The organism is Agromyces tardus, assembly GCF_003710805.1.
GTDB lineage: Bacteria > Actinomycetota > Actinomycetes > Actinomycetales > Microbacteriaceae > Agromyces > Agromyces tardus.
On record NZ_RHHB01000043.1, the window covers coordinates 1 to 22,095 of the forward strand.

Annotated in this window: 20 protein-coding genes; 14 read left to right on the forward strand and 6 right to left on the reverse strand. The window is 70.4% G+C overall.

The genetic code is table 11. The annotated features are described in order from the left end of the window. The 4 genes from EDM22_RS19675 to EDM22_RS15460 form a co-directional block, all read left to right on the forward strand. Positions 1-717 (forward strand): hypothetical protein (locus EDM22_RS19675; protein WP_212591968.1); only part of this gene is annotated, 717 nt, incomplete at its 5' end. A gap of 246 nt (positions 718-963) precedes the next feature. Continuing rightward, complete coding sequence (locus tag EDM22_RS15450; protein ID WP_122937982.1) at positions 964-1,974, forward strand: type IV toxin-antitoxin system AbiEi family antitoxin domain-containing protein; 1,011 nt, start codon at positions 964-966, stop codon at positions 1,972-1,974. Positions 1,975-2,238: 264 nt separating this feature from the next. Further along, entirely contained in the window at positions 2,239-3,546 is a 1,308-nt protein-coding gene (gene menC / locus EDM22_RS15455; RefSeq protein ID WP_245989442.1) for an o-succinylbenzoate synthase, read from the forward strand. After that, positions 3,543-4,031, forward strand: coding sequence for a nitroreductase/quinone reductase family protein (locus EDM22_RS15460; protein ID WP_212591969.1), 489 nt, complete (start codon positions 3,543-3,545; stop codon positions 4,029-4,031). The genes menC and EDM22_RS15460 overlap by 4 nt, the downstream gene beginning before the upstream one ends. Here EDM22_RS15460 and EDM22_RS15465 read toward each other — a convergent pair. Both EDM22_RS15465 and EDM22_RS15470 read right to left on the reverse strand, forming a co-directional pair. Further along, positions 4,005-4,892, reverse strand: a complete 888-nt coding sequence (locus tag EDM22_RS15465) for an NAD(P)-dependent oxidoreductase (protein WP_122937983.1) — start codon at positions 4,890-4,892, stop codon at positions 4,005-4,007. The genes EDM22_RS15460 and EDM22_RS15465 overlap by 27 nt on opposite strands. Before the next feature lie 58 nt (positions 4,893-4,950). Further along, on the reverse strand, positions 4,951-5,400 hold the full coding sequence (locus tag EDM22_RS15470; protein ID WP_138708106.1) for a VOC family protein: 450 nt from the start codon (positions 5,398-5,400) through the stop codon (positions 4,951-4,953). A gap of 329 nt (positions 5,401-5,729) precedes the next feature. Here EDM22_RS15470 and EDM22_RS15475 point away from each other — a divergent pair, with 329 nt between their 5' ends. The 5 genes from EDM22_RS15475 to EDM22_RS15495 all read left to right on the forward strand — a co-directional run bounded on the left by EDM22_RS15475 (position 5,730) and on the right by EDM22_RS15495 (position 11,177). After that, positions 5,730-6,509 carry an SDR family NAD(P)-dependent oxidoreductase gene (locus tag EDM22_RS15475; RefSeq protein WP_122937985.1) on the forward strand — a complete coding sequence of 260 codons (780 nt, stop codon included), beginning with the start codon at positions 5,730-5,732 and terminating at the stop codon, positions 6,507-6,509. A gap of 43 nt (positions 6,510-6,552) precedes the next feature. Beyond that, positions 6,553-7,938, forward strand: coding sequence for a M24 family metallopeptidase (locus EDM22_RS15480; RefSeq protein ID WP_122937986.1), 1,386 nt, complete (start codon positions 6,553-6,555; stop codon positions 7,936-7,938). Between the two features lie 4 nt (positions 7,939-7,942). Further along, complete coding sequence (locus tag EDM22_RS15485; RefSeq protein ID WP_245989443.1) at positions 7,943-9,034, forward strand: zinc-dependent alcohol dehydrogenase; 1,092 nt, start codon at positions 7,943-7,945, stop codon at positions 9,032-9,034. Positions 9,035-9,099: 65 nt separating this feature from the next. After that, entirely contained in the window at positions 9,100-10,158 is a 1,059-nt protein-coding gene (locus EDM22_RS15490) for a 2,3-butanediol dehydrogenase (protein WP_122937987.1), read from the forward strand. Between the two features lie 44 nt (positions 10,159-10,202). Then, positions 10,203-11,177, forward strand: a complete 975-nt coding sequence (locus EDM22_RS15495) for a zinc-dependent alcohol dehydrogenase (RefSeq protein ID WP_122937988.1) — start codon at positions 10,203-10,205, stop codon at positions 11,175-11,177. 88 nt (positions 11,178-11,265) lie between these two features. Here EDM22_RS15495 and EDM22_RS15500 read toward each other — a convergent pair whose 3' ends face one another. Then, complete coding sequence (locus EDM22_RS15500; RefSeq protein WP_122937989.1) at positions 11,266-12,345, reverse strand: SDR family oxidoreductase; 1,080 nt, start codon at positions 12,343-12,345, stop codon at positions 11,266-11,268. 299 nt (positions 12,346-12,644) lie between these two features. Between EDM22_RS15500 and EDM22_RS15505 the strand changes: the two genes are divergently transcribed. From EDM22_RS15505 to EDM22_RS15520, 4 genes are all read left to right on the forward strand, one after another. Beyond that, entirely contained in the window at positions 12,645-13,661 is a 1,017-nt protein-coding gene (locus tag EDM22_RS15505; RefSeq protein ID WP_122937990.1) for an ABC transporter permease, read from the forward strand. Between the two features lie 149 nt (positions 13,662-13,810). After that, positions 13,811-14,908: a substrate-binding domain-containing protein gene (locus tag EDM22_RS15510; protein ID WP_122937991.1), complete on the forward strand. Its 1,098-nt coding sequence runs from the start codon at positions 13,811-13,813 to the stop codon at positions 14,906-14,908. 90 nt (positions 14,909-14,998) lie between these two features. Further along, a complete protein-coding gene (locus EDM22_RS15515; protein WP_245989444.1) occupies positions 14,999-17,524 on the forward strand; it encodes an ATP-binding cassette domain-containing protein in 2,526 nt (841 codons plus the stop codon). Between the two features lie 4 nt (positions 17,525-17,528). Then, positions 17,529-18,551, forward strand: a complete 1,023-nt coding sequence (locus EDM22_RS15520; protein ID WP_122937992.1) for a ketopantoate reductase family protein — start codon at positions 17,529-17,531, stop codon at positions 18,549-18,551. Positions 18,552-18,649: 98 nt separating this feature from the next. Here the strand turns inward: EDM22_RS15520 and eboE are convergent, their stop codons facing one another. After that, positions 18,650-19,849 carry a metabolite traffic protein EboE gene (gene eboE / locus EDM22_RS15525; RefSeq protein ID WP_122937993.1) on the reverse strand — a complete coding sequence of 400 codons (1,200 nt, stop codon included), beginning with the start codon at positions 19,847-19,849 and terminating at the stop codon, positions 18,650-18,652. Between the two features lie 228 nt (positions 19,850-20,077). Between eboE and EDM22_RS15530 the strand changes: the two genes are divergently transcribed. Next, the gene (locus tag EDM22_RS15530) at positions 20,078-20,815 is read left to right on the forward strand and encodes a cupin domain-containing protein (protein ID WP_122937994.1); all 738 of its coding nucleotides are present in this window, start codon (positions 20,078-20,080) and stop codon (positions 20,813-20,815) included. A 60-nt stretch (positions 20,816-20,875) separates the two neighbouring features. Here EDM22_RS15530 and EDM22_RS15535 read toward each other — a convergent pair whose 3' ends face one another. Both EDM22_RS15535 and EDM22_RS15540 read right to left on the reverse strand, forming a co-directional pair. After that, on the reverse strand, positions 20,876-21,544 hold the full coding sequence (locus EDM22_RS15535; RefSeq protein ID WP_122937995.1) for a GntR family transcriptional regulator: 669 nt from the start codon (positions 21,542-21,544) through the stop codon (positions 20,876-20,878). A 2-nt stretch (positions 21,545-21,546) separates the two neighbouring features. Continuing rightward, entirely contained in the window at positions 21,547-22,071 is a 525-nt protein-coding gene (locus EDM22_RS15540; RefSeq protein WP_122937996.1) for a VOC family protein, read from the reverse strand. Positions 22,072-22,095 lie beyond the last annotated feature (24 nt).

The following is a 22,095-nucleotide window of genomic DNA, read 5'->3' on the forward strand; positions in this document are numbered from 1 at the left end:
GACGCCGCGGGGCGCATGGATGGTGCGGGGCGGGCGGATGCGTCCGGGCGGGCGGACGCGGCGGGGCGGGCGGATACCGCGGACCGGGCGGATGCCGCGAGGCGGGCGGACGCCGCGGACCGGTCGGACGCCGCGGCATCCGACCCCGCCGCGCCGTCGCTCGGCGCCACCCTCGGTTTCCTGGGCTGGGCGGGCGGGCTGCACGTGCACTCGCACATGAACGCGGTCGATCCCGCCGCCCGGGGGCGCGGCATCGGCGTCGCCCTGAAGCTGCGTCAGCGGGCGATCTGCCTCGAGCACGGCGTCGACGAGATCCGCTGGACGTACGATCCGCTCATCCGCCGCAACGCCCGCATGAACCTCGTGCGTCTCGGCGCCGAGGTGATCGCCTATCGCCCCGACTTCTACGGCGAGCTCCGCGACACGATCTCGGCGGGCGACCGCAGCGACCGCTTCGAGGTGCGCTGGCGACTCGGCTCGCCGCGCACGCGCCGCGCGCTCGCAGGCGAGCCCCAGCCCGAGTGGCGCGCCGCGGGCGGGCTCCCGCTCGTCGCCGACTTCGAGCACGTGCGCCGCAGCGATCCCGACGCCGCGGCGCGCCTGCGCGCGGTCTCGCGCGAGGCGTTCGCCCTGCTCGCCGACGGCCGCCTCCGCCCCGAGCTCGACGCCGGGGGCGACTACGTCTTCACCGCCGACGACCCCGACCGGGAGCCCTGACCACGGTCCCACGGGGTGCCGACCAACACGCTCGGGCCGCCATTCAGGAACGAACTCGACGGTGTCGGCGTGTCGCAGTGCCACACGCCGACACCCGGCCGGCCGTTCCTGAACGAGCTTCGGCGCGCGAGTGCGCGTGGTGGTGTCAGGGGTGTTTCGTCCTCCACAGGGTCCGGGCTGCGGCATCCGTGCCCGGGTTCGGGTCTCCGGCGGGCGCTGCTGGCGCTGCCTGCGAGCGTCAGCGTGATGACCGAGATCTCCTCTGTCCTTGCCGCGTTCGGCGAGGTCGCGACCATCGCCACGCTGCGCGCAGCCGGGATAGCCGACCGACGCCTTCGCGACGCCGTGCGTGACGGCATCGTGCGGCGTCTGCGCCCGGGCTGGTATGCGTCGTGGCGGGCCGACTCCGAACAGTGCCGTGCCGTGACACTGCACGGGAGGCTCGGGTGCGCCTCGGCCCTCGAGCGCTTGGGCGTCTGGTCGGGCACCGAGGCGCGGATGCATGTCCACGTTCCGAGGAATGCGGCTCGACTCAACCGCGAGCCGGTCGAGCTGCATGTCCACGTTCCGAGGAATGCGGCACGACTCGACCGCGAGCCGGTCGAGGCCGCAGGCGGCACGCCGGTGTGGCATCCGAGGACGCCGCAACGGATGCGTCGGAGCATCAGGGTCGCGGATCCGCACCTCGTCCCGGCCGTGCACTGGCGTCAGGAGGTCGATCCGGCCGCCGCGCTCGACTGGATCGTGTCGCCGACGACCGCACTCGCCGAAGCGACGAGGTGTCTGCCGCCCGAGCACGCGCAGGCGGCGATCGACTCCGTCATAGCCGAACGGGTTCTGCGACGCCGCGACGTCGAGCGGATCGTCGCGGCCGCCCCGGCGAGGTCGGGCCTCGTCGTCGATGAGCTCTGCGACCGTCTCGAGTCCGGCGTGGAATCGCTGTTCGTGCGACGGCTGATCGCCGCGGGGTATCGCGTCGACCCCCAGTTCCGGTTCGGGCAGTTCGGCCGGTTCGACGGCGTGATCGAGGGCTGCGTGCTCTTCGAGGTCGACGGCTGGCTGCACCACTCGACGCGCGCCAGCTTCGTCTCCGATCGCGAGCGCACACTCGTCGGGCAGGCCTTCGGAATGCCGGTCGTCCGCGCCGCTGCAACGCAGGTGCTCGCCGACTGGCCTCTCGTCGAGGCGGCCGTCGCACGCACGGTCGCCGATGCGATGCGGCTGCGTCGCGTCGACGGGCGCCCGTCCGCATTCTGACGACGGGTCGCAGCCCGCCGGGGGTCGAGCTCCGCCGTGCCGTGCCGTGCCGCGCCGCGGCATCCGTCCGTCCTGGCCCGCCCATCGACCGAGCGCTGGGGCTCTGCCACTGATTCAGGAAGGGTGGTGTCCTGGCGCGGCGTGTCGGCCGGTGACGCGCCGCGCCTCGACGCAGGCGTCCTGAACGGATGACGTGGACGGGCATTCCCCGCTCGCCTGCGCGCTGCGAGACTGGCCGCAGACGACGAGTCACCCGGAGGCATCATGACCGACGCGAACCGCACCGCCACGCGCATCGAGGCGATCGAGCTGCACCGCCTCGAGGTACCGCTCGTGCGGCCCTTCGAGACGTCGTTCGGTCGCGAGACCGCTCGCGAGGTGCTGCTCGTGCACGTGCGCACCGACGCGGGCGACGGCTGGGCCGAGTGCGTCGCCGGCCGCGATCCGTTCTACTCGTCCGAGTACGTCGACCAGGCCGCGGCGGTCATCGAGCGGTACCTGGGTCCGGCGCTGTTCCGCGGGCCGGTTGGGGGGCCAGCCGATGACGGGCACGTGAGCGGCGTGCTCATCGAGGACCCCGCGCGGTCGGCCGGGATCTGGGTCGACGATCGCGAGCAGCACGCGGATGCCACGGGCATGCCCACGGCGCGCAGCGCGGCGGCGTCGATCGCGAGGGTGCCGCTCGCGGCATCCGTCGCCCCGGCCCTCGCCTTCGTCGCCGGCCACCGCATGGCGAAGGGCGCGCTCGAGGCGGCCGTGCTCGACGCGGAGCTGCGCGCGCAGGGGCGTTCGATGGGGGAGTGCTTCGGCGCCGTGCGCGACTGGGTCGACTGCGGCGTCTCGGTGGGCATCGCCCCGACCCTCGAGGAGCTGCTCGACGAGGTCACGGGCTACCTCGAGCAGGGCTACCGCCGCATCAAGCTGAAGATCAAGCCGGGGTGGGACCTCGTGCCGGTGGCCGCGGTGCGCGAACTGATCGGCCGCGACGGACTGCTCCAGGTCGACGCGAACACGGCGTACACGGCCGACGACATCCCGCTGCTGGCGAGCCTCGACGCGTTCGGCCTGCTGCTCATCGAGCAGCCGTTCGCCGAGGAGGACCTCGCCACGCACGTGCGCCTCGCCGAGGCGTGCGAGACGCCCGTGTGCCTCGACGAGTCGATCCTCGACGTCACGACCGCGGTCGACGCGATCGAGCGCCGCGCCACGAGCATCGTGAACATCAAGCCCGGCCGCATGGGCGGGTACCTCGAGGCGCTGCGCGTGCACGACGCGTGCCGCGCCCTCGACGTGCCGGTCTGGTGCGGCGGCATGCTCGAGACGGGCATCGGCCGCGCGGCGAACGTGGCGCTCGCGGCCCTGCCGGGCTTCGTGCTGCCGGGCGACACCTCCGCCTCCGACCGCTACTTCGCCGAGGACCTCACCGAGCCGTTCGTGCTCGGCACGGGCGAGCACCGCGGGCAGATCAGGGTTCCGGATGCCGCGGGCACGGGCGTGACCGTGCGCGAGGACCTCGTGCGCGACTGGGCGAGTGCCGAGCCGGTGGTGATCACGCCGGGAGCCGCGGCGTGAACTTCACCGATCGGGCCCGGCAGCGGTACGCCGGAGGCCGTCCGAACGAGGAGGCGCTGGGCATCCAGCGCCGCTTCATGCGGGTGATCGAGCGAGGGCTCGCCCCGTTCGCGGTCGTGCTCGAGACGCGCGGGCGCACGAGCGGCGAGCCCCGGCGCGTGCCTCTCGTGATGGTGCGGCGGCGCGGCATCCGCTTCGTCGTGTCGATGCTCGGCCCCGACGTGGGCTGGGTGCGCAACGTGCGCGCAGCCGGGGGACGCGCCGCGCTCATCCGCCGGCACCGCGAGGAGGTGGTGCTGACGGAGGTGCCGGTGGCCGATCGGGCCCCGATCCTGCGTCGCTACCTGCTCTTCGCGCTCGGTGCGCGCCCGCACATGACCGTGCGCTGGAACGCGCCACTGGCGGAGTTCGAGCGCGTGGCGGCCGAGGACCCGATGTTCCGCGTCGACCGCCTCACGTCAGCCGCGGGGAGGTTGCGCCGCTGACGGCCGGCGGGTGACCTCGGCGACCGCCGCCCAGTCGAGCTCCGCGAGTCCGGGGTCCGCCAGTGCGGTCTCGAAGTGCTCGCGCAGCACGGGCGCGTTGGGCAGCGCCACTCCGCCCTCGGCGGCGACGGTCTCCGCGAGTCCGAGGTCCTTCAGGCCGTTGGCCATCGAGAACCCGGCGGGGGAGTAGCGGCGCTCGGCGATCATCGAGCCGTAGCCGCTGTAGACGACGCCGCCGAAGAGCGTGCCGGCGAGCAGTTCCGCGAAGCCGACCGCATCGACGTCGTGGGACTCGACGAGGGTGATCGATTCGCCGAGCGCCTCGAGGGCGTTGAGGATCGTGTAGTTGACCGAGATCTTGACCACGTTCGCGCGGCGGGGTCGATCGCCGAACGGCCAGATCCGCACCGACAGGTCGCCGAGCACCGGTTCCGCGCGCCGCACGTGGTCGGGCGCGCCGGCGACGAGGATGTTGAGGCCGCCGCTCGCGGCGACGTTGGGCCGGCCGAGCACCGGCGCCGAGACGTAGCCCAGCCCCGCATCGGCGAACAGCTGCTCGAGCCGGTCGGCGGCACCTGGGCTGATCGACGCCATGTTCACGTGCACGCGATGGCCACCCTGCCCGAGGTTACTGGGACTCAGCACCGCCTCCGCCGCCGCGTCGTTGGCGAACATCGAGAACGAGAGCGGGGCCGCCAGCGCCTCGGCGGCGGTGGCGGCCCGCGTGGCCCCCAGGGCGACCAGCGGAGCGGCAGCCTCCGTCGAGCGATTCCAGACGAGCACGTCGTGCCCGGTCTCGATGAGTCGCGCGACCATCGCCGACCCCATATTGCCGAGTCCGAGGAATCCGATCCGGTTCATGCTGCCTTCCTGGGCGTGACGGCGATGCCGCTGCCGGGTTCGGTGGCGAGGGGATGCCTCACCGCTTCGGATACTGCCAGATCTCGAGTTGGATGCCGTCGGGGTCGCGCAGGTAGGCCCATTGCGATCCCGCCAGCTCGCCGTCGGTCAGGGTGACCGGAGGTCCGTTGAACACCGCGCCGCGGGATTCGAGGTCGGCGAAGGCCGCAGCCATGTCGTCGACCTCGAGGCAGATGTGGGCCGAGCCCACGTCGCCGTTCGTGCGGTCCCAGTCCTCGCCCTCGGGCTCGTGGTACTCGAGGAACTCGATGCGGGTGTTGCCCACCACGATCATCGAGAACGACAGGTCGGCGCCCGGCACCTGTACACCCCGCTCGAGGTCGGGGCCGTGCGCGTGGTTCACCGGTCCCGGCTCGAAGCCGAACATACGGCGGTACCACTCGAACGAGCGCTGCATGTCTCGCACGGTGAGCCCGATGTGGTGCACTCCCTGCACGTTGAACGCCATCTGCCACTCCTTCGTGTCCGGCCCGGTCGCCGGCGCCGGATGCCCCGCGCGCGAGGCGACGGACTCCTGCACCTGTCGCCACACTAAACACCGTCGTTCGTCCACAGTCAAGTCGACGACGGGCTCCTCTCCTCTTCAGCGACGCCTGATTCGACGCCGAAGCCCAGTAATTACGGGCGTCGACCGATATCCCACCGCAATCCGCGAGCTCGTTCCGTCATGCGGTGGCGTTCACTTGATTTGGAAACCAACCCGGTCTATGTTTACTTACAGTGAACACCCCATCGGGTGCGAACCTCACTGACGCACAGGGAAGCAAAGGAGCTCCTATGACGGCTCGACTCGCGGGCAGGACGATCATCGTCACCGGTGGCGCGTCCGGGATCGGCGCGGCGATCTGCACCGGCTTCGCGCGAGAGGGCGCGAACGTCGTCATCGCCGACCTCAACCTCCAGGCGGGCGAAGCGCTCGCCGCCGAACTCACCTCGACCGGCGGGGTCGCGTCAGCCGTGCGCGTCGACGTCTCCGATCGCGCGAGCGTGCAGGCCGGAATCGTCCACGCGGTCGAGCGCCACGGGCGCCTCGACGCGTACTTCAACAATGCGGGGATGAACTCCCCGATGAAGTTCCTCGAGATCGACGAGGCGAACTTCGAGCTCATCATGCGGGTGAACGCGCTCGGCGTGCTGATGGGCACCCAGGAAGCCGCCAGACAGTTCCTCGAGCAGGGCGGCGGCGGCAAGGTCGTCAACACCGCGTCGATCGCGGGGCGCACCGGCTTCTCGAGCTTCGCCCCGTACAGCGCCGCGAAGGCGGCCGTCATCTCGTTCACGCAGTCGGGCGCCCGCGCGCTCGCCGAGCACGGCATCACCGTCAACGCGTTCGCCCCCGGGGTCGTCGCGACGCCGCTCTGGACGAAGCTCGATCGCGAGCTCGCGGCGATCGGCGAGGGGCAGAACGGCTTCGACTCGATGTCGGCCTCGATCCTGCTCGGTCGTCCGGCGGACCCCGAGGACATCGTGCCCACCGCGATCTTCCTGGCAGCGGCCGACTCCGACTACATCACCGGCCAGGTCATCCCCATCGAGGGCGGCATGATCCTCGTCTGATCGCGCCGCCCCGCACCGACCACCACGACACGAAGGACCTGCCATGACCACCGCCACGTTCGGCACCAACGCCGTCGACTGGGAGATGCGCATCAGCCACGACCGGCTGCGCACGGAGCGCCTCGCCCGCCTGCGCGCCGAGCTCGAACGCTCGGACCTCGGTGCGCTGCTCGCATTCGACTTCTCGAACATCCGCTACATGTCGGCGACGCACATCGGCACCTGGGCGATGGACAAGCTCATCCGCTTCGCCCTCATCACCCGCCACAGCGATCCCATCGTGTGGGACTTCGGCTCGGCGGCCAAGCACCACAAGCTCTACAACCCGTGGCTCGACGTGACCCACTCCGAGGCCGACGCCGACCCGCACGCGCCCCATCACGGCGCGACGCGCCCGCGGCTCGAGTCCGGCGCGCGCGCCGGGATCTCGACCCTGCGCGGCGCGTTCAGCCCCGACGCCGGCATCGCCGAGGGCGTGGCCGCCAAGATCAAGCGCGAGCTCGAGAAGTTCGGCCTGCTGAACGAGCCGCTCGGCGTCGACCTGGTCGAGCTCCCCGTGCTCTTCGCCCTGCAGCAGGCGGGCATCACCGTCGTCGACGGCCAGCAGGTGTTCCTGAACGCGCGTCGCATCAAGACCGGCGACGAGATCGCCCTGCTCACCCAGGCGGCCTCGATGGTGGATGCCGCCTACGAGGAGCTCTACACCTTCCTCCGCCCGGGCGTGCGCGAGAACGAGGCGGTGGGCCTCGTCTCCAAGGTGCTCTACGACCTCGGATCCGAGTACGTCGAGGGCGTGAACGCCATCTCGGGGGAGCGCTGCTCGCCGCATCCGCACGTCTTCTCGGACCGCCTCATCCGCCCGGGCGACCCGGCCTTCTTCGACATCCTGCACAGCCACCAGGGCTACCGCACGTGCTACTACCGCACCTTCGCGGTCGGCTCGGCGAGCTCGGCGCAACGCGACGCGTATCGCATCGCCCGGGAGTACATGGACCGCGCGATCGCCCTCGTGAAGCCGGGTGCGACCACGGCCGACATCGTCTCGGTGTGGCCGACCGCGCAGGAGTTCGGGTTCCCCGACGAGGAGGCCGCGTTCGCCCTGCAGTACGGACACGGCGTGGGCCTCTCGATCTGGGAGAAGCCGATCTTCTCGCGCCTCGTGTCGCTCGACCACCCCGAGGTGCTCGAGGAGGGCATGGTGTTCGCGCTCGAGACGTACTGGCCGTCGGCCGACGGCATCGGCGCCGCGCGCATCGAGGAGGAGCTCGTCGTGACCGCCACCGGGTGCGAGGTCATCACCAAGTTCCCCGCCGAGGACCTGCTCGTCGCGGGCCAGCGGTACTTCGCCGTCGGCGGTCCGCTGGGCCTCGAGCGCAACTCCCAGTCGCACCTCAACACCCGCGCGGGTCGTGGCGAGATCGCGGGCTGATCGGATGTCGGCGATCACGGGCACCATGGCCGCAGCGGTCTACCACGGCCGCGGCGACGTCCGGGTCGAGACGCGTCCGGTCCCCGTCGCATCCGGCGGCCAGGCGCTGGTGAAGGTGCTGCGCAGCGGCATCTGCGGCACGGATGCGACGGAGTGGAAGTCGGGGCCGATCATCTTCCCGATCGACCGGCCGCACCCCCACAGCGGCCACGTCGGTCCGCTCGTCATCGGACACGAGTTCGTCGGCGAGATCGTCGACCTGCCCGGCGGACCCGTCGATGGGCTCGCGGTCGGCAGCCACGTGGCATCCGGCGCCGGCGTCTCGTGCGGGCGCTGCCGACGCTGCCTGCAGGGACGCACGAACCTCTGCGAGCGGTACGCGACGTACGGCCTCAACATCGACGGCGGCCTCGCCGAGTACGTCGCCGTCGAGGTGTCGACCCTCGTCGCGATCCCCGACGGATGCGAGCTCGACCACGCCGGCGTCGCGCAGCCGCTCGCCGTCGGACTGCACGCCGCACGCCGGTCGCGGGTCGTCGACGGCGACCGGGTGGTGCTCTTCGGCGCCGGCGCGATCGGCACGTTCATCCTCGCCGGGCTCGTCTCGATCGCCGATGCCGACGTCACGGTCGTCGACTTCGCCGGCGAGCGGCTCGAGCGCGCGCTGCGGCTCGGAGCGGCGCGCACGGTGCCCGTCACCGACCGCGTCGCCGACGACCTGCGCGAGGTGCTCGGCGCCGCCGGGGCCGACGTCGTCATCGAGGCGACCGGCGCACCGGGCCAGCTCGACGCCGCGCTGCGGATCGTACGACCCGGCGGGACCATCCTGCAGGTCGGCCTGCCCGCGGAGCGCCAGGAGCTCGACGTGCACCGGCTCGTCATGAACGAGGTCACCATCGAGAGCACCCTGGCGCACGTCTGCTCGGACGACCTCGCCCCCGCGCTCGATATCCTTGCTCGCACGAATCTCGGGGCCGAACTCGTGGAGTCCGTGCACGGGCTCGAGGAGGTGCCGGCCCAGCTGGCTCGCCTCGCGGCCGGCGAGATCCGCGGCAAGGTGCTCTTCGACCCCACCCGAACGCTCTCGCACCGCTGAGAGCCCGATCCGCTCCCGCCCGCTCCCGGATCACCGGGGCGATCACTGAAAGGAAGCCTCCGCAGATGAAGGCCGCCGTGTTCCACGATGCCAAGGACATCCGCGTCGAGGAGGTCGCAGCGCCGACCTCGGTCGGCCCGAACGAGGTCCGGCTCAAGCCCTACTGGTGCGGTATCTGCGGCACCGACCTGCACGAGTACGCGGTCGGTCCGATCGTGATCCCCACCACCCCGCACCCCCTCAACGGCTCGACGGCCCCGCAGATCCTCGGCCACGAGTTCTCGGGCGAGGTGCTCGAGATCGGCACGGAGGTGACCTCGGTGCGGGTCGGCGACCGGGTCTCGGTCATGCCGCTGCTCTTCTGCGGCGCCTGCTATTTCTGCCGGCGCGGCCTCAACCACCTCTGCGCATCGATGGCCTGCGTGGGCCTCAGCGACCAGTGGGGCGGCATCGCCGAGGAGGCCGTGGTGCCCGAGTCGAAGGTGGCGAAGCTGCCCGACTCCATGAGCGACATCCAGGGCGCCCTCGTCGAGCCCACCGCGGTCGCGGCGTACGGCGTCGACAAGGCGGAGGTCCGCCCCGGCGACAACGTGCTCATCACGGGCCTCGGCCCGATCGGCGCGCTCGCGTCGCTGTATGCGGCCTCGATCGGCGCCAACGTCTACATGTCCGAGGTCAACCCGAAGCGCCAGGAGCTCGCTCGCTCGCTCGACGTCGGCACCTTGCTCGATCCCCGCTCGACCGACGTGGCCGCCGAGCTCCGCGATCGCACGGGCGGCATCGGCGTCGACGCGGTCATCGAGTGCTCCGGCAACGAGATCGCGCTGCAGACCGCCCTCGCCTCCGTGCGCGCGGCCGGCAACATCTCGCAGACCGGCCTCCACACGCGGCCCGCTGCGATCGATCCCATGGTGCTCTCGGAGCGCGACATCACCCTGCGGGGCACCTGGTGCTACCCGGTCACCGACTGGCCGCGCATCATCGACCTCATCGGTCGCGGCCGCATGGACGTCGAGAAGGTCGTCAGCGCCCGCATCGACATGGCCGACATCGTCGAGAAGGGCTTCGAGACCCTGCTCTCGCCCACGGGCGACCAGGTGAAGGTGCTCGTCCGCGCGTACTGAGGCACCTGCCCGGTCGTCATCCATCCCGTCGAAGGAGACATCACATGAAGGCGTTGCGTTTCGTCGCGGCCGACACCCCGCAGGTCGACGAGCTCCCGATCCCCGAGATCGCCGACGACGAGGTGCTCGTCGCCGCGCGCTCCGTGGGGGTCTGCCACTCGGACATCGAGCTGCTCGAGGGCCGCTACATCATCCCGTTCCACTACCCGCTGATCCCGGGCCACGAGTGGTCGGGCGAGGTCGTGGCCGTCGGATCGAAGGTCACGCGCTTCGCCGCGGGCGACCGGGTGGTCGGCGAGTGCGTCATCGGCGAGGACCACTTCGGCTTCTCGATCAGCGGCGCCGCAGCCGAGTTCTTCGTCGCGAAGGACTCGTGGCTGCACCGGCTGCCTGACGAGGTGTCGTACACCAATGGCGCCCTCGTCGAGCCGTTCAGCGTCGCCTACTACGCGCTGATGCGCGTCGGCAACGTGAATGCGTCCGACACGCTCGTCGTGCTCGGTGCCGGCCCGATCGGTCTCGCCGTCACGGCGGGATCCGTCGCGCTCGGCGCCAGGACGATCGTCGTGGAGCCGAGCGAGCATCGTCGCGAGAAGGCGCTCGCGCTCGGCGCCCATCGCGCCGTCGCGCCCGACGAGCTGGCGGCCGTGCTGGAGGCCGAGACCGGTGGGCGCGGTGCCGACGTCGTGATCGAGGCGACCGGCCGCCCCGAGGTCATGGCCTCGGCGCTCGAGATCGCCGCCTTCAAGGCGCGCATCGGCTACATCGGCATCGACGTGGGGCGCGAGGCGCCTGCGAAGCTCGGCCTCATCCAGTCGAAGGAGCTCACGATCACGGGCTCGATCGGCTCACCCGGTGTGTGGCCCGAGACGCTGCGGTTCATGGCGCAGACGGGGATCGACCTGTCCTCCCTCGTCACCCAGGAGTTCTCGGTGGACGAGGCGACGCAGGCCATCGACGCGGCGCGCCATCCGGCGAGCACCATCAAGGCCCACATCCGGTTCGACGCCTCGCTCTGACGCCGCGGCGACATCCTCGCGACCGCACCGACGACGCGAGGAGGGGGCGGGTGCGATTCGCATCCGCCCCCTCCTCGTGACGGGTCTCCTACGGGAGGAGCCTGGCGGCGCGGTAGCGTTCGACCTTGTCGAAGAAGCTCTTCGGCGTCGAGCGGAAGTTCAGGAACCCGGCCTCCTTGCTCTTGGTCATGTCGGTGAAGCACTCGACCTCGCGGCCGAGATCGCTGTCGCTGTGCCACCACGACGCGAGCTTGCTGACGTCGTGCTCTGCGAGGCCCTCGCGCTCGGCGATCCTCGCCCACGTGGCCGGGGCGACCGCCGGCATCGAGGATTCGAGCGTCTGCGGTTCCCCGGTCGGGCCGGCCCAGTCGACGCCGAAGTACTCGGCGATCTGCGGCCACAGCCAGCGCCAGCGGAAGAGGTCTCCGTTCGCGATGTTGAATGCCTCGTTGCGACCCTCGGGATGCGTGGACGCCCACACGAGCTGCTCGCCGAGCAGGTCGGAGTCGGTGACGTCGGTGACGAAGTTCCACTGCTCGACCGAGCCGGGGAACGTGAACGTGCGCCCGAGCTCCTTGCAGATGTTCGCGTACACCGACAGCGTGAGCACCATGTTCATCGCGTTGTCGACCGCGAAGCCGAAGACGGTGTGCGAGCGGTGCACGCTCCAGGTGAACCCCATCCGCTGGGCCGCGGCGAACAGCTCGTCCTCCTGCGCATAGTAGAAGTTCGGGCTCGGCAGGCGCGGCTCGTCCTCGTGGAACGGCGTCTCCGCCTTGACGCCCGTCGCGTAGTCCTCGAACGGGCCCAGGTAGTGCTTGAGGCCGGTGAGCAGTGCGACGTGGCGCACGCCGCCGTCGGGCTCGAGCGCCGCGAACACGTTGCGCAGCGTCGCGCTGTTCACGGCGATGTTCTGCGCCTCGGTCTCCTTGCGGATCCACGCGGTGATGATCACGATCTCGGGTGCGATGCCCGCAAGGGCGGCCGCGGTGGCATCCGCGTCGAGCAGGTCGGCCTGCACCGAGGTGACGCCATCGACCTGCCGGCCGCCGCGCCGGTTGAGACCGTACACGTCCCATCCGGCGTCGACGAGCTGACGCGAGACCGTCTGGCCGGCGATGCCGGTCGAGCCGACGACGAGTGCACGTCGTGTGGGTGAAGTGTTCACGAGAAGCTGCCTTTCGAACGACGATGTTCAGTTGGGATAAACGCTACCGCATCCCCTCGGCTTCCGGCAGGCTGGGTTCCCGGCGTCACGCGCAGCACGCCGCGGATTCGGTGCGATCCCGCCGGATTCCGCCCGATTCTCCGAGTTGCGGCACGGCGCTCGACCGCGATCCGGACGAGCGCATCGCACAATCGTTACCTTGGCGGCTTGTGAACATCGCGGAGATTCCATAAAGTGTCACTCAACACCTCGTCCGCTAAGACGGAACGAAGTACCACGGCTCTTTCAAAGGGGAAAGCATGGCTGACGCCACGACACCGAAGGCCCTCGACAGCGCGCGCTTCAGCGTCTCCAAGGGCCTGCTGACCGTCGCCATCTCCACGATCGTGCTCTTCGCACTCAGCGCCCTCGTCGCCCCGAGCAGCGTCTCCCAGGGCGCCGTGCTCGGCATGCTCCCGTTCGCGGCCGTGCTCGCGATCGTCGGCCTCGGCCAGATGCTCGTCGTGCAGCAGGGCGGCATCGACCTGTCGGTCCCGGGCGCGGTCTCGCTGGCGATCGTCGTCATCAGCCACCAGCCCAACGGCGACGACGCCCGCCTCCTTCCCGCGGTGCTGACGTCCCTGCTCTTCGCGGTCATCGCCGGGGCGCTCAACGGCTTCATGATCGGGCGCCTCGGTCTCAACGCGATCATCGCGACCCTCGGCACCAACGCACTCTTCTTCGGCGCCGTGCTCGCCATCTCCAAGGGGATCCCGCGCACGGTCACCGACCTCCTGTCCCACGTGGCCGGACGCCTGACCTTCGGCATCCCGAACTCCGTCTACTTCGCCCTCGTCATCCTCGTGATCGTGACCGTGGTGGTGCGCAAGACCGTGGCCGGCCGCCGGTTCGAGGCCAGCGGCGCGAGCCCTGCGGCGGCTCGCGCGACCGGGCTCCGTGTGCGCACGCATCGCGGACTCGCCTACGTCTGGGCGCAGCTGCTCTACGCCATCGCCGGGATGCTGCTCGCGGGCATCACCCTGCAGCCCACCGCCTTCCAGGGCAACGAGTACCTGCTGCCCTCGGTCGCCGTCGTCGTCCTGGGCGGAACGTCGCTCCTGGGCGGCCGCGGATACCCCGGCGCGACGGTGGTCGCCGCGCTGTTCCTCAGCCAGCTCGACCAGTTCGTGCTCGCGCTCGGGGTGCCCTTCGCCGTGCGAACCCTGGTTCAGGCGGCCGCCCTCGCGATCGGTGTGGCCATCTACACCGTGAACTGGAAGGCCGTGCGACAGCGGTTCACCGGCCGTCGCTCGCAGGCCGTTCCTGCCGGTTCCTGACCCCCGAACCCCGACCCGGTCAACCGCGACCCGGTCAACCCCCGACCAACCCCAACCCCCGACCAACCCAACCCCTGAACGCCTCCTCGCACGAGGAGGGCACCGAGAAGCGTGCGACAGAGCGGTCGCCCACACATGGAGGAAGAGAAATGATTCGACACAGCACACTCGCGTCGGCGGCAGTCGCCGCCGGACTCGCGGCGATGGTCCTCTCGGGCTGTTCCACGGGCTCCGGAGACGCGCCGGCGAAGACCGGGAGCGTCGAGGGCGCACCGGACTGGTGCGGTCCCAACGAGGCGACCCTCGGCCTGCTCGACGGCTTCGGCGGCAACAGCTGGCGCCTCGTCACCACCGCGGCCGGCGCCGACGAGGTCGCGAAGTGCCCGAGCATCACCGACTACCTCTACGCCGACGGCCAGGGCGACACCCAGAAGGCCATCTCGGACATCCAGGGCATGGTCGCCAAGGGCGTCGACGCCATGGTGGTCTTCCCGGATGCCGGCGAGGCGATGCTCCCCGCACTGCGCAGCGCGCACGACGCGGGTGTCATCACCGTTCCCTACCGGGTCAACCCCGGCGGTGAGGACGGCAAGGACTACGACATCTGGGTCGGTGCCGACTTCGTCGCCGACGGCGTCGCTTGGGGCAACTGGATCAAGACGAACTTCCCCGACGGGGCGAACATCCTGTTCCTCTCCGGCCCGGCCGGCAACAGCCAGGGCGAGGACGAGCGCAAGGGCTTCGAGTCGGTCCTGACCGACCCGTCGTACGTGTACCTGGGCGAGCAGCCGTTCGAGGTCACGAACTGGGACCCGGCGACCACGCAGCAGGTCCTGACCGCGGCGATCGCGAAGTACGACAAGATCGACGTCATCGTCTCGGACTTCGGGCCGTCGCTCGTGGGCGCGCTTCCCGAGTTCCAGAAGAGCGGCCGGTCGATCCCCGCGCTCGTGACGTCCGACGGCAACGTCCTCGGTTGCTTCTTCGAGGACAACAAGGACGCGAACCCGGACTTCAAGCTGATGACCGTCGCGACGGGCAACGACAACGTCCGGCTCGCCGTGCAGCACGCGGTCGCCCGCGCCACCGGCGGCGTCATCCCCGAGGCCACGGCCTTCGAGGCCCCGGTGTTCGAGGACTCGGTCAGCGGGACGCCGAACCCGGTGCAGTGCCGGTCCGACCTCCCGGGCGACATCTACCTGTCGGCCGAGATGAGCGCCGAGGACCAGGCAGCCCTGCTCAAGTAACACCTCGAGTCCCGGTCCCCGATCCGCAGGCGATGCCTCGGACCGGGGGCCGGGACCCCGACCACGTCAGCACCGATTGAGGGTCTCTCCGTGAACATCCAGACCACCGCGCCGGCCACTGTCGCCACGCTGTCCATGACCGGCATCTCCAAGAGCTTCGCCGGCGTCGCCGCACTCACCGACGTCTCGCTCGAGGTGCTGCCGGGCGAGGTCCACGCCCTGCTCGGCGAGAACGGCGCAGGCAAGTCCACCCTGATGAACATCGCGACGGGCACCCTCCGTCCCGATGCGGGCGCGATGACGGTGCGCGGCGAGCCGGCGGACGACCTCAACCCGCGCGAAGCCGCCCGACGCGGCATCGCGATCGTGCACCAGCATCCCGCGGTCCTCCCCGACATGACCGTGCTCGAGAACCTGCTCGTCGCCCTCCCCTCGACGGTGTTCCCCAAGGGCGTCTCCGTCGAGGACACCGCGAGCGCCCTCCTCGCCCGCGTCGGCCTGCGCGTGCACCTCCGCGACCGCGTCGAGCAGCTCTCGGTCGCGCAGAAGCACCTCCTCGAGATCGCGAAGGCGCTCGCGGTCGACCCGGCCCTGCTCGTGCTCGACGAGCCCACCGCGCCCCTCGGCCAGGAGTCGGTCGATCTGCTCTTCGCCCTCGTGCGCCGAGCCGTCGCCGACGGCACCTCGGTGGTCTACATCACCCATCGGCTCGCCGAGGTGCGTGAGCTGGCCGACCGCGTCACCGTGCTGCGCGACGGCAAGCTGCGCGCCACGGCCGTCGTGAGCGAGATCTCCGACCACGACCTGCTGGCGCTCATCGTCGGTCGCCAGCTCGACTCGACCTTCCCGCCCAAGCACGTGGCGGGCGCCGACGAGCAGCCCAATCTCGTGATCTCCGGCCTCACGGGCCGCGGCTTCACGAACGTCTCGGTGCAGGCGCGACCCGGCGAGATCGTGGGCGTCTCCGGCGTGGTCGGCAACGGCCAGAGCGACCTGCTGCGCGCCCTCGCGGGGCTCGAGCCGTTCGAGGGAACGGCCACGGTCGGCGTGAGCAGCCTCTCGAGCAAGGAGCTGCTCGCCCGGGCCGCCTACCTGCCCGCCGACCGCCATTCCGAGGGCCTGATGATGCGGCTCTCGGTACGCGAGAACGCCGCCGTCTCGGCGCTGCGCCGCTTCAAGCAGCGCGTGCTCATGAACCGCAAGCGCGAGCTCGCGATGGTGGGCGACACCCTGGGTTCCCTCTCGGTCAAAGCGGCGTCGATGGATGCCGCGGTGTCCTCGCTCTCGGGCGGCAACCAGCAGAAGGTCATGGTCGCCCGCGCGCTGCTCTCGGAGCCGATCCTCGTGCTCGCCGACGAGCCGACCCAGGGCGTCGACGTCGGCGCGCGCGCCGAGATCTACGGCATCCTGCGCGAGGTGTCGGCGTCGGGGGTTCCCGTCATCATCGCGTCGTCCGACGCGAAGGAGCTCGAGGGGCTGTGCGACACCGTCATCGTGATGTCGCGCGGGCACGTCGTCGACACGCTCCGTGGCGACGCCATCACCGAAGAGCGCATGATCCACGCCGCCGTCAGCTCGACCACCCGCACGGTCTCGACCGACGACGTCCGGGAGCAGGACCGGCCCCCGACCGCTCGCGCGCTCGGGTTCCGCCGATTCATGCAGGGCGACTACGCACCCGCGGTGCTGCTCGTCGCGGTGATGGTCGGTCTCGGCGCGTACATCTTCTCGACGAACGACCGGTACCTCGGCGACTTCAACATCCAGTCGATGCTGCTGCTCGTCTCGGCGCTGGGGTTCATCGCCCTCGGCCAGACGATCGCGCTCCTCACGGGCGGCATCGATCTCTCGGTGGGCCCGCTCGCCGGACTGCTCGTCGTCGTGGCATCCTTCTTCATCGTCGAGGAGTCCGCTGCCACTTCGCTCGTGCTCGGGTTCCTCGCGATGCTCGCCGTGTCGATCGCCGTCGGTCTCATCAACGGTTCCCTGATCCGCTTCGGCCGGTTCACCGCGATCGCGGCGACCCTGACCACCTACATCGCGGTCCAGGGCGTCTCCTTCCTCCTGCGGGACAGCCCCGGCGGCTACATCAGCGGCGACGTCTCCCGACTCATCACCACGAAGCTGGGACCGATCCCGGCCGCGTTCATCGTGCTCGTCGCGGTCACCATCGGGCTCGAGTTCGCCCTGCGCAAGTCCCGCTGGGGCTGGAACCTGCGGGCTGCCGGATCCGACGAGGAATCGGCGCGCCGGGTCGGCGTCAACATCAACCGCACGGTCGTGCTCGGGTACGTGGCGACGTCGGTGCTGACCTTCGGCGGCGCGATCATGCTGATGGCGCAGCTCGGCATCGGCGACCCCTCCCAGGGGGTCACCTACACGCTCTCGAGCATCACCGCGGTGGTCCTCGGCGGCACGAGCCTGCTGGGTGGACGCGGCACGTTCGTCGGCACGATCCTCGGCGCGCTGCTGCTGGTGCAGGTGCTCAACGCCACGGTGTTCCTCGGCCTCGACCAGATGTGGCAGTACATCCTGCAGGGAACCCTCATCCTGGCTGCGGCGATCCTCTACTCGCTCGCCCGGTCGCGCCGCGCCCGCCGTACGAAGAAGGCGTGATCCCGTGGGCTCACCGCGGATCGCCGTGCTCGGTGCCGGCGCGAACGGCGCCGGCATCGGCGCCGACCTGACCCGCGCCGGGCACGACGTCACCCTCATCGAGCAGTGGCCCGCCCACGTCGAGGCGATGCGCCGCAACGGCATCCGGGTCGAGCTGCCCGACGAGACCCGGGTAACTCCCGTGCGGGTGCATCACCTGTGCGAGGTCGCCGAGCTGAGAGACCGGTTCGACCTCGTGTACGTGCTCGTGAAGGCCTATGACACGCGATGGGCGTGCGAGCTGATCAGGCCACTCCTGAAGCCCACCGGCCTGGCGATCGGCGTGCAGAACGGCATGACGCTCGACGACATCGCCGACGTGCTGGGAGCCGAGCGGACGCTCGGCGCGGTCATCGAGATCTCCGCCAACATGTTCGAGCCCGGCGTCGTCGAGCGGCAGAGCCCGCACGTCAGGTCGTGGTTCGCGATCGGGGGCATCCACCCGGCGACCCGCGGACGTGAGGAGGAGGCCGCGTCGGTGCTGCGCGCCGCCGGCACGGTCGAGGTCTCCGGCGACATCCGCTCGTCGAAGTGGATGAAGCTCGTCGCGAACGCCGCCGAGCTCGTGCCCTCGGCGATCCTCAACCTGCCGCTCGGCGACGCCGTACGCGTACCCGGGATGCGCGAGTTCATGGTCGAGGCCGGCAACGAGGCGATCCGCACGTGCCTCGCCGCCGGCAACCGGGTGATGCCGATCTTCGGGCTGACCGAGGCCGACATCGTCGACCCCGAGCAGTACGCCGAGCGCCTGTTCGACATGGTGCTCACGGACTACACCACGCCGACGACGCTCACGACGGTGCTGCAGGACTGGCTCAAGGGACGCCGCAGCGAGGTCGCCGAGATCAACGGCCTCGTCGTCGACGAGCAGCGACGCCTCGGCGGCAGCGCGCCGTGCAACCAGCGGGTCGTCGACCTGGCGCTCCGCATCGAGGCGGGTGAACTGGCCGCGCACCCCGACAACGTCGCGGCGCTCATCGCAGGCTGAACCCGGCGAACGGATGCCGCGTCCGGGCATCCGTTTCGCCCTGTTCGCCCCGCGGCATCCGCTCGTCGCCTGCATCGCCACCCGGCCGAGCGGATGCCTCAGCCCTGCGCCAGGTCGCGCACGAACTCGAGCTCACGCGTCACGTAGTCCACGATGTCGCCCGTCTTGAGCTCGGCGGGCAGCACGTCCCAGGTGTACGTCTCGATCTCGAGGTGGTCGCTGAGCGGCAGCTCGCGGTGCATCGCCAGTGCGGCCTCGACGCCGAACCGCGTCGTGCGGAACGGACCGATCTCCGAGAGGAACACCGGCACGTGGAAGTGCGTGCGCAGCTCGGTCTCGACCGGGTTCGCCTCGTAGGCGTCGAGCGCGTCGCCGAGGTGCAGGTACTTCGTGATGACGCCGTCGACGCGCAGGCTCGACTGGCTGAGGTAGATCGTGTCGGTGAACACGCGCAGTTCCGGCAGCATCTCGGGCGTGAGGCGCTCGACCCAGAGGGCGGCCGCCTCCTGGAGCTTGAAGATCGGGATGCCGGCGTCGACGAGCTTGGCGAGCGAGGTCGTGATGTCCTCGAAGCCGACCGTCTGGTGCCCGATGTCGAACACGACGCCGAGGTACCGGCGCACCGCGCCCTCGGCCTCGGAGAGCGGGATGCCCGCGATCCGCGCGAGCTCGGCGACGCCGGCGGGGGAGTGGATGCGCTCGCGGAAGAACGCCACGGTCTCGTCGGTGGTCTCGAGGTAGCAGGCGGGCTCGGGTTCGAGCGCGAGCTTGACGCGACGGCCGGTGCGCCGTTCGAGGTCGTAGAGGTGCGCGGCGACGCGCAGGGCATTCGTCGTGAAGTGCGCGACGTAGTCGGCGCCCGTGACGTTCGGGGCGAACGCCAGCGGCGACGTCTGGATGCTCGGGTCGATGTGCGCGGGGGCCAGCTCGGCGAGCAGGTCGGCGATCGCGTTCGTGTACTCCACGCGCGCCTCGCTGGTCCAGTCGGGCTCGTAGACGTCCTCCATGACCTCGCGGCCCTTGAACGGTCCGTACGGGAAGGCGTTGACCGTGTAGAGGTACAGGTCGTGCTCGCGAAGGAAGGAGATCAGGTCGGCTCGCTCGCGCTCGGACCCGCGCAGCGTCTCGACGGTGCTCGCCGACATCCGCAGGGAGACGGCGAACGGGGCGTCGGGGGAGACCCGGGCCTTCACCAGCGGGACGAACTCGCGCAGGCTGGCGTTCATGTCCGCCCAGGTGTCGCCGGCGTGCACGAGCGTCGAGTAGCTGAGATGGCCCAGCCCGTTTCCGAGGTCCACGTTGATCTCCCTGTGTCGCGTATGGCGCAGCTTTACTGCTGACCCCTCTGTACAGTAATGCTTAACACCGTGCGGAGTAAAGGAGAAGGCGCTGCCGGGCGTCAGATCGTGAGGAATCCGAGCGAATCCTCGCTGTCGTTCGGAAGCGTCAGGTAGCATGGCAGACATTCGAATGTTCAGCGAAGCTGTCGACCGCTGAACAGGAAACCTTCCGGAGATGGGGCGGCGATGCAGCTGGATGTCGGGTCGGAACTTCGCCGCGTCCGGGAGTCGCGCAAGCTGAGCCTTCGGGCCGTGGCCTCAGCGGTCGGGGTCTCGGCGAGCCTGCTCTCCCAGGTCGAGACCGGCAAGACGCAGCCGTCGGTGAGCACGCTGTACGCGCTCGTGAACCACCTGGGCATCTCGCTCGACGGCCTCATGGGCACCGCCGGCACCGACTCCGCCTCGCTCGGCCTCGGCGCGGCGAACGGTGGCGCGGGCGGCGAGCCCCGCGTCGGCCGATTCAGCGACTCGGTGGTGCAGCGCCGCGAGGACAATCCCATCATCGAGATGGAGAACGGGGTCACCTGGGAGCGCATGGCAGTGGGCAACTCCGCGATCGCGGACCCGCTCATCGTCACCTACCCGCCCTCCGGGTCCTCCTCGCGCGAGGGCAAGCTCATGCGCCACGCCGCGCTCGAGTACGGGGTGATCATCGAGGGCAGGCTCACGCTGCGCATCGACTTCGAGTCCTACGACCTGGAACCCGGCGACTCCTTCTGCTTCGACGCCAATCGGCCGCACCTCTACATCAACCAGACCGACGAGCCCGCCCGCGGGATCTGGTTCGTCATCGGCCGCCGCGACCAGCCGTACCAGAGCCTCGCCGACCTCGGCCACGAGCAGCCGACCGACTCCCGTTCGGTCTCTTCGGCCGTCGACGTGCTCGAGGCCATGAAGGCCATGCGCCCCGACGCCCGCCGGTAGTCGCTCATCGTCGCCGAGATCGGCGGCACGATGCACAGCTCGCGGTGACGCGCCGCCGCATCACCGCGGCGTCGCGAGGAACAGCTCGGGGTGGCCGGCGAGCTGGCGGCGCGTGCGGCGGATGTGGCTCGTGAGCAGCGACTCCGCCGAGTCGAGGTCGCGATCGCGCATCGCGGCGACCATGAGCCGGTGCTCGTCGTGCACCGTCTCGCGGGCACGGTCGTCCATCAGCCCCGTGTAGACGCGGCGGTACGAGTGCGTCCGGTTCCACAGGCGGTGCACGAGGTCGGACAGCACGACCGTCTCGGCGCCTCCGTACGTCGAGAGGTGGAACTCCCGATCGAGCGTGAGGAACAACTCGGGGTCGTCGGTCGCGGCCATGGCCGCAGCGAGTCCGTCCAGACGATCGAGCTCCGCGTCGTCGAGGTTCGGCGCGCTCATGCGCAGCAGCAACGGTTCGACCCGCTCGCGCACGCGGTAGATCTCCTGGCACTCGCTGAGGCTCAGCGACGAGACCCACGCGCCGGTGTTGGCGACGAGGGTCACGAGGCCCTCGGCCGCGAGCATTCGCAGGGCCTCCCGCACGGGAACGCGGCTGGCGCCCGCCTCGGTCGCGAGCTCCTCCTGACGGATCCGGGTGCCCGGTGCGTATTCGCCGCTGATGATGGCCTCCCGGATGCGATCCGCGATATGCGCCGCCGCCGCCCCGTGTTCGGGTGCACTCGCCATGCTCACTCCTCCGGTCGTGCCGGATGCCAGAGTACGACCTCGCTGTCGCGCTCGTACGCCTTGCCGTTCGGAAAGCTCACGAGCTCGAGCTGCATGTCCCAGGGCGTGAGGAAGTACACCCAGCGCTGGCCGGCGCTCGCGTTCGAGCTCGCGGTGGGCTCGCCGAGGACGCGCACGCCGTTCCCCCGCAGGTACGCCACGGCGGCGTCGAGGTCGTCGACGTAGAACGCCAGGTGATGGCCGCCGATGTCGCTGTTGCGCGGCTGAGCCGCCTGGCCGTCGGCCGGCTCCCACTGGAAGATCTCGAAGTTCGGGCCGTGTCCGCAGCGGAAGAACCGCAGCTCGCGCATCACCGAGCGCGGATGCACGTTGAGGTGCTCGGTCATCCAGTCGTCGTCGCGCGCGAACGGGCCGAGCGTGTAGACGTACTCGCAGCCGATCACGTCGACGAAGAATCGATGCGCCTCATCGAGGTCGGGCACCGTGAAGCCGATGTGCTCGGTACCGCGCAGTCCTGGCAATCCCATGTCGTGACTCCCTCGTCTTCCTGA

Bases quoted from the DNA above. Each gene is read 5' to 3' on its own strand.
- EDM22_RS15450 (WP_122937982.1), top strand. From the start codon at position 964: ATGACCGAGATCTCCTCTGTCCTTGCCGCGTTCGGCGAGGTCGCGACC.
- menC (WP_245989442.1), top strand. From the start codon at position 2,239: ATGACCGACGCGAACCGCACCGCCACGCGCATCGAGGCGATCGAGCTG.
- EDM22_RS15465 (WP_122937983.1), bottom strand. From the start codon at position 4,892: ATGAACCGGATCGGATTCCTCGGACTCGGCAATATGGGGTCGGCGATG.
- EDM22_RS15470 (WP_138708106.1), bottom strand. From the start codon at position 5,400: ATGGCGTTCAACGTGCAGGGAGTGCACCACATCGGGCTCACCGTGCGA.
- EDM22_RS15475 (WP_122937985.1), top strand. From the start codon at position 5,730: ATGACGGCTCGACTCGCGGGCAGGACGATCATCGTCACCGGTGGCGCG.
- EDM22_RS15480 (WP_122937986.1), top strand. From the start codon at position 6,553: ATGACCACCGCCACGTTCGGCACCAACGCCGTCGACTGGGAGATGCGC.
- EDM22_RS15485 (WP_245989443.1), top strand. From the start codon at position 7,943: ATGTCGGCGATCACGGGCACCATGGCCGCAGCGGTCTACCACGGCCGC.
- EDM22_RS15490 (WP_122937987.1), top strand. From the start codon at position 9,100: ATGAAGGCCGCCGTGTTCCACGATGCCAAGGACATCCGCGTCGAGGAG.
- EDM22_RS15495 (WP_122937988.1), top strand. From the start codon at position 10,203: ATGAAGGCGTTGCGTTTCGTCGCGGCCGACACCCCGCAGGTCGACGAG.
- EDM22_RS15505 (WP_122937990.1), top strand. From the start codon at position 12,645: ATGGCTGACGCCACGACACCGAAGGCCCTCGACAGCGCGCGCTTCAGC.
- EDM22_RS15510 (WP_122937991.1), top strand. From the start codon at position 13,811: ATGATTCGACACAGCACACTCGCGTCGGCGGCAGTCGCCGCCGGACTC.
- EDM22_RS15530 (WP_122937994.1), top strand. From the start codon at position 20,078: ATGCAGCTGGATGTCGGGTCGGAACTTCGCCGCGTCCGGGAGTCGCGC.
- EDM22_RS15535 (WP_122937995.1), bottom strand. From the start codon at position 21,544: ATGGCGAGTGCACCCGAACACGGGGCGGCGGCGGCGCATATCGCGGAT.
- EDM22_RS15540 (WP_122937996.1), bottom strand. From the start codon at position 22,071: ATGGGATTGCCAGGACTGCGCGGTACCGAGCACATCGGCTTCACGGTG.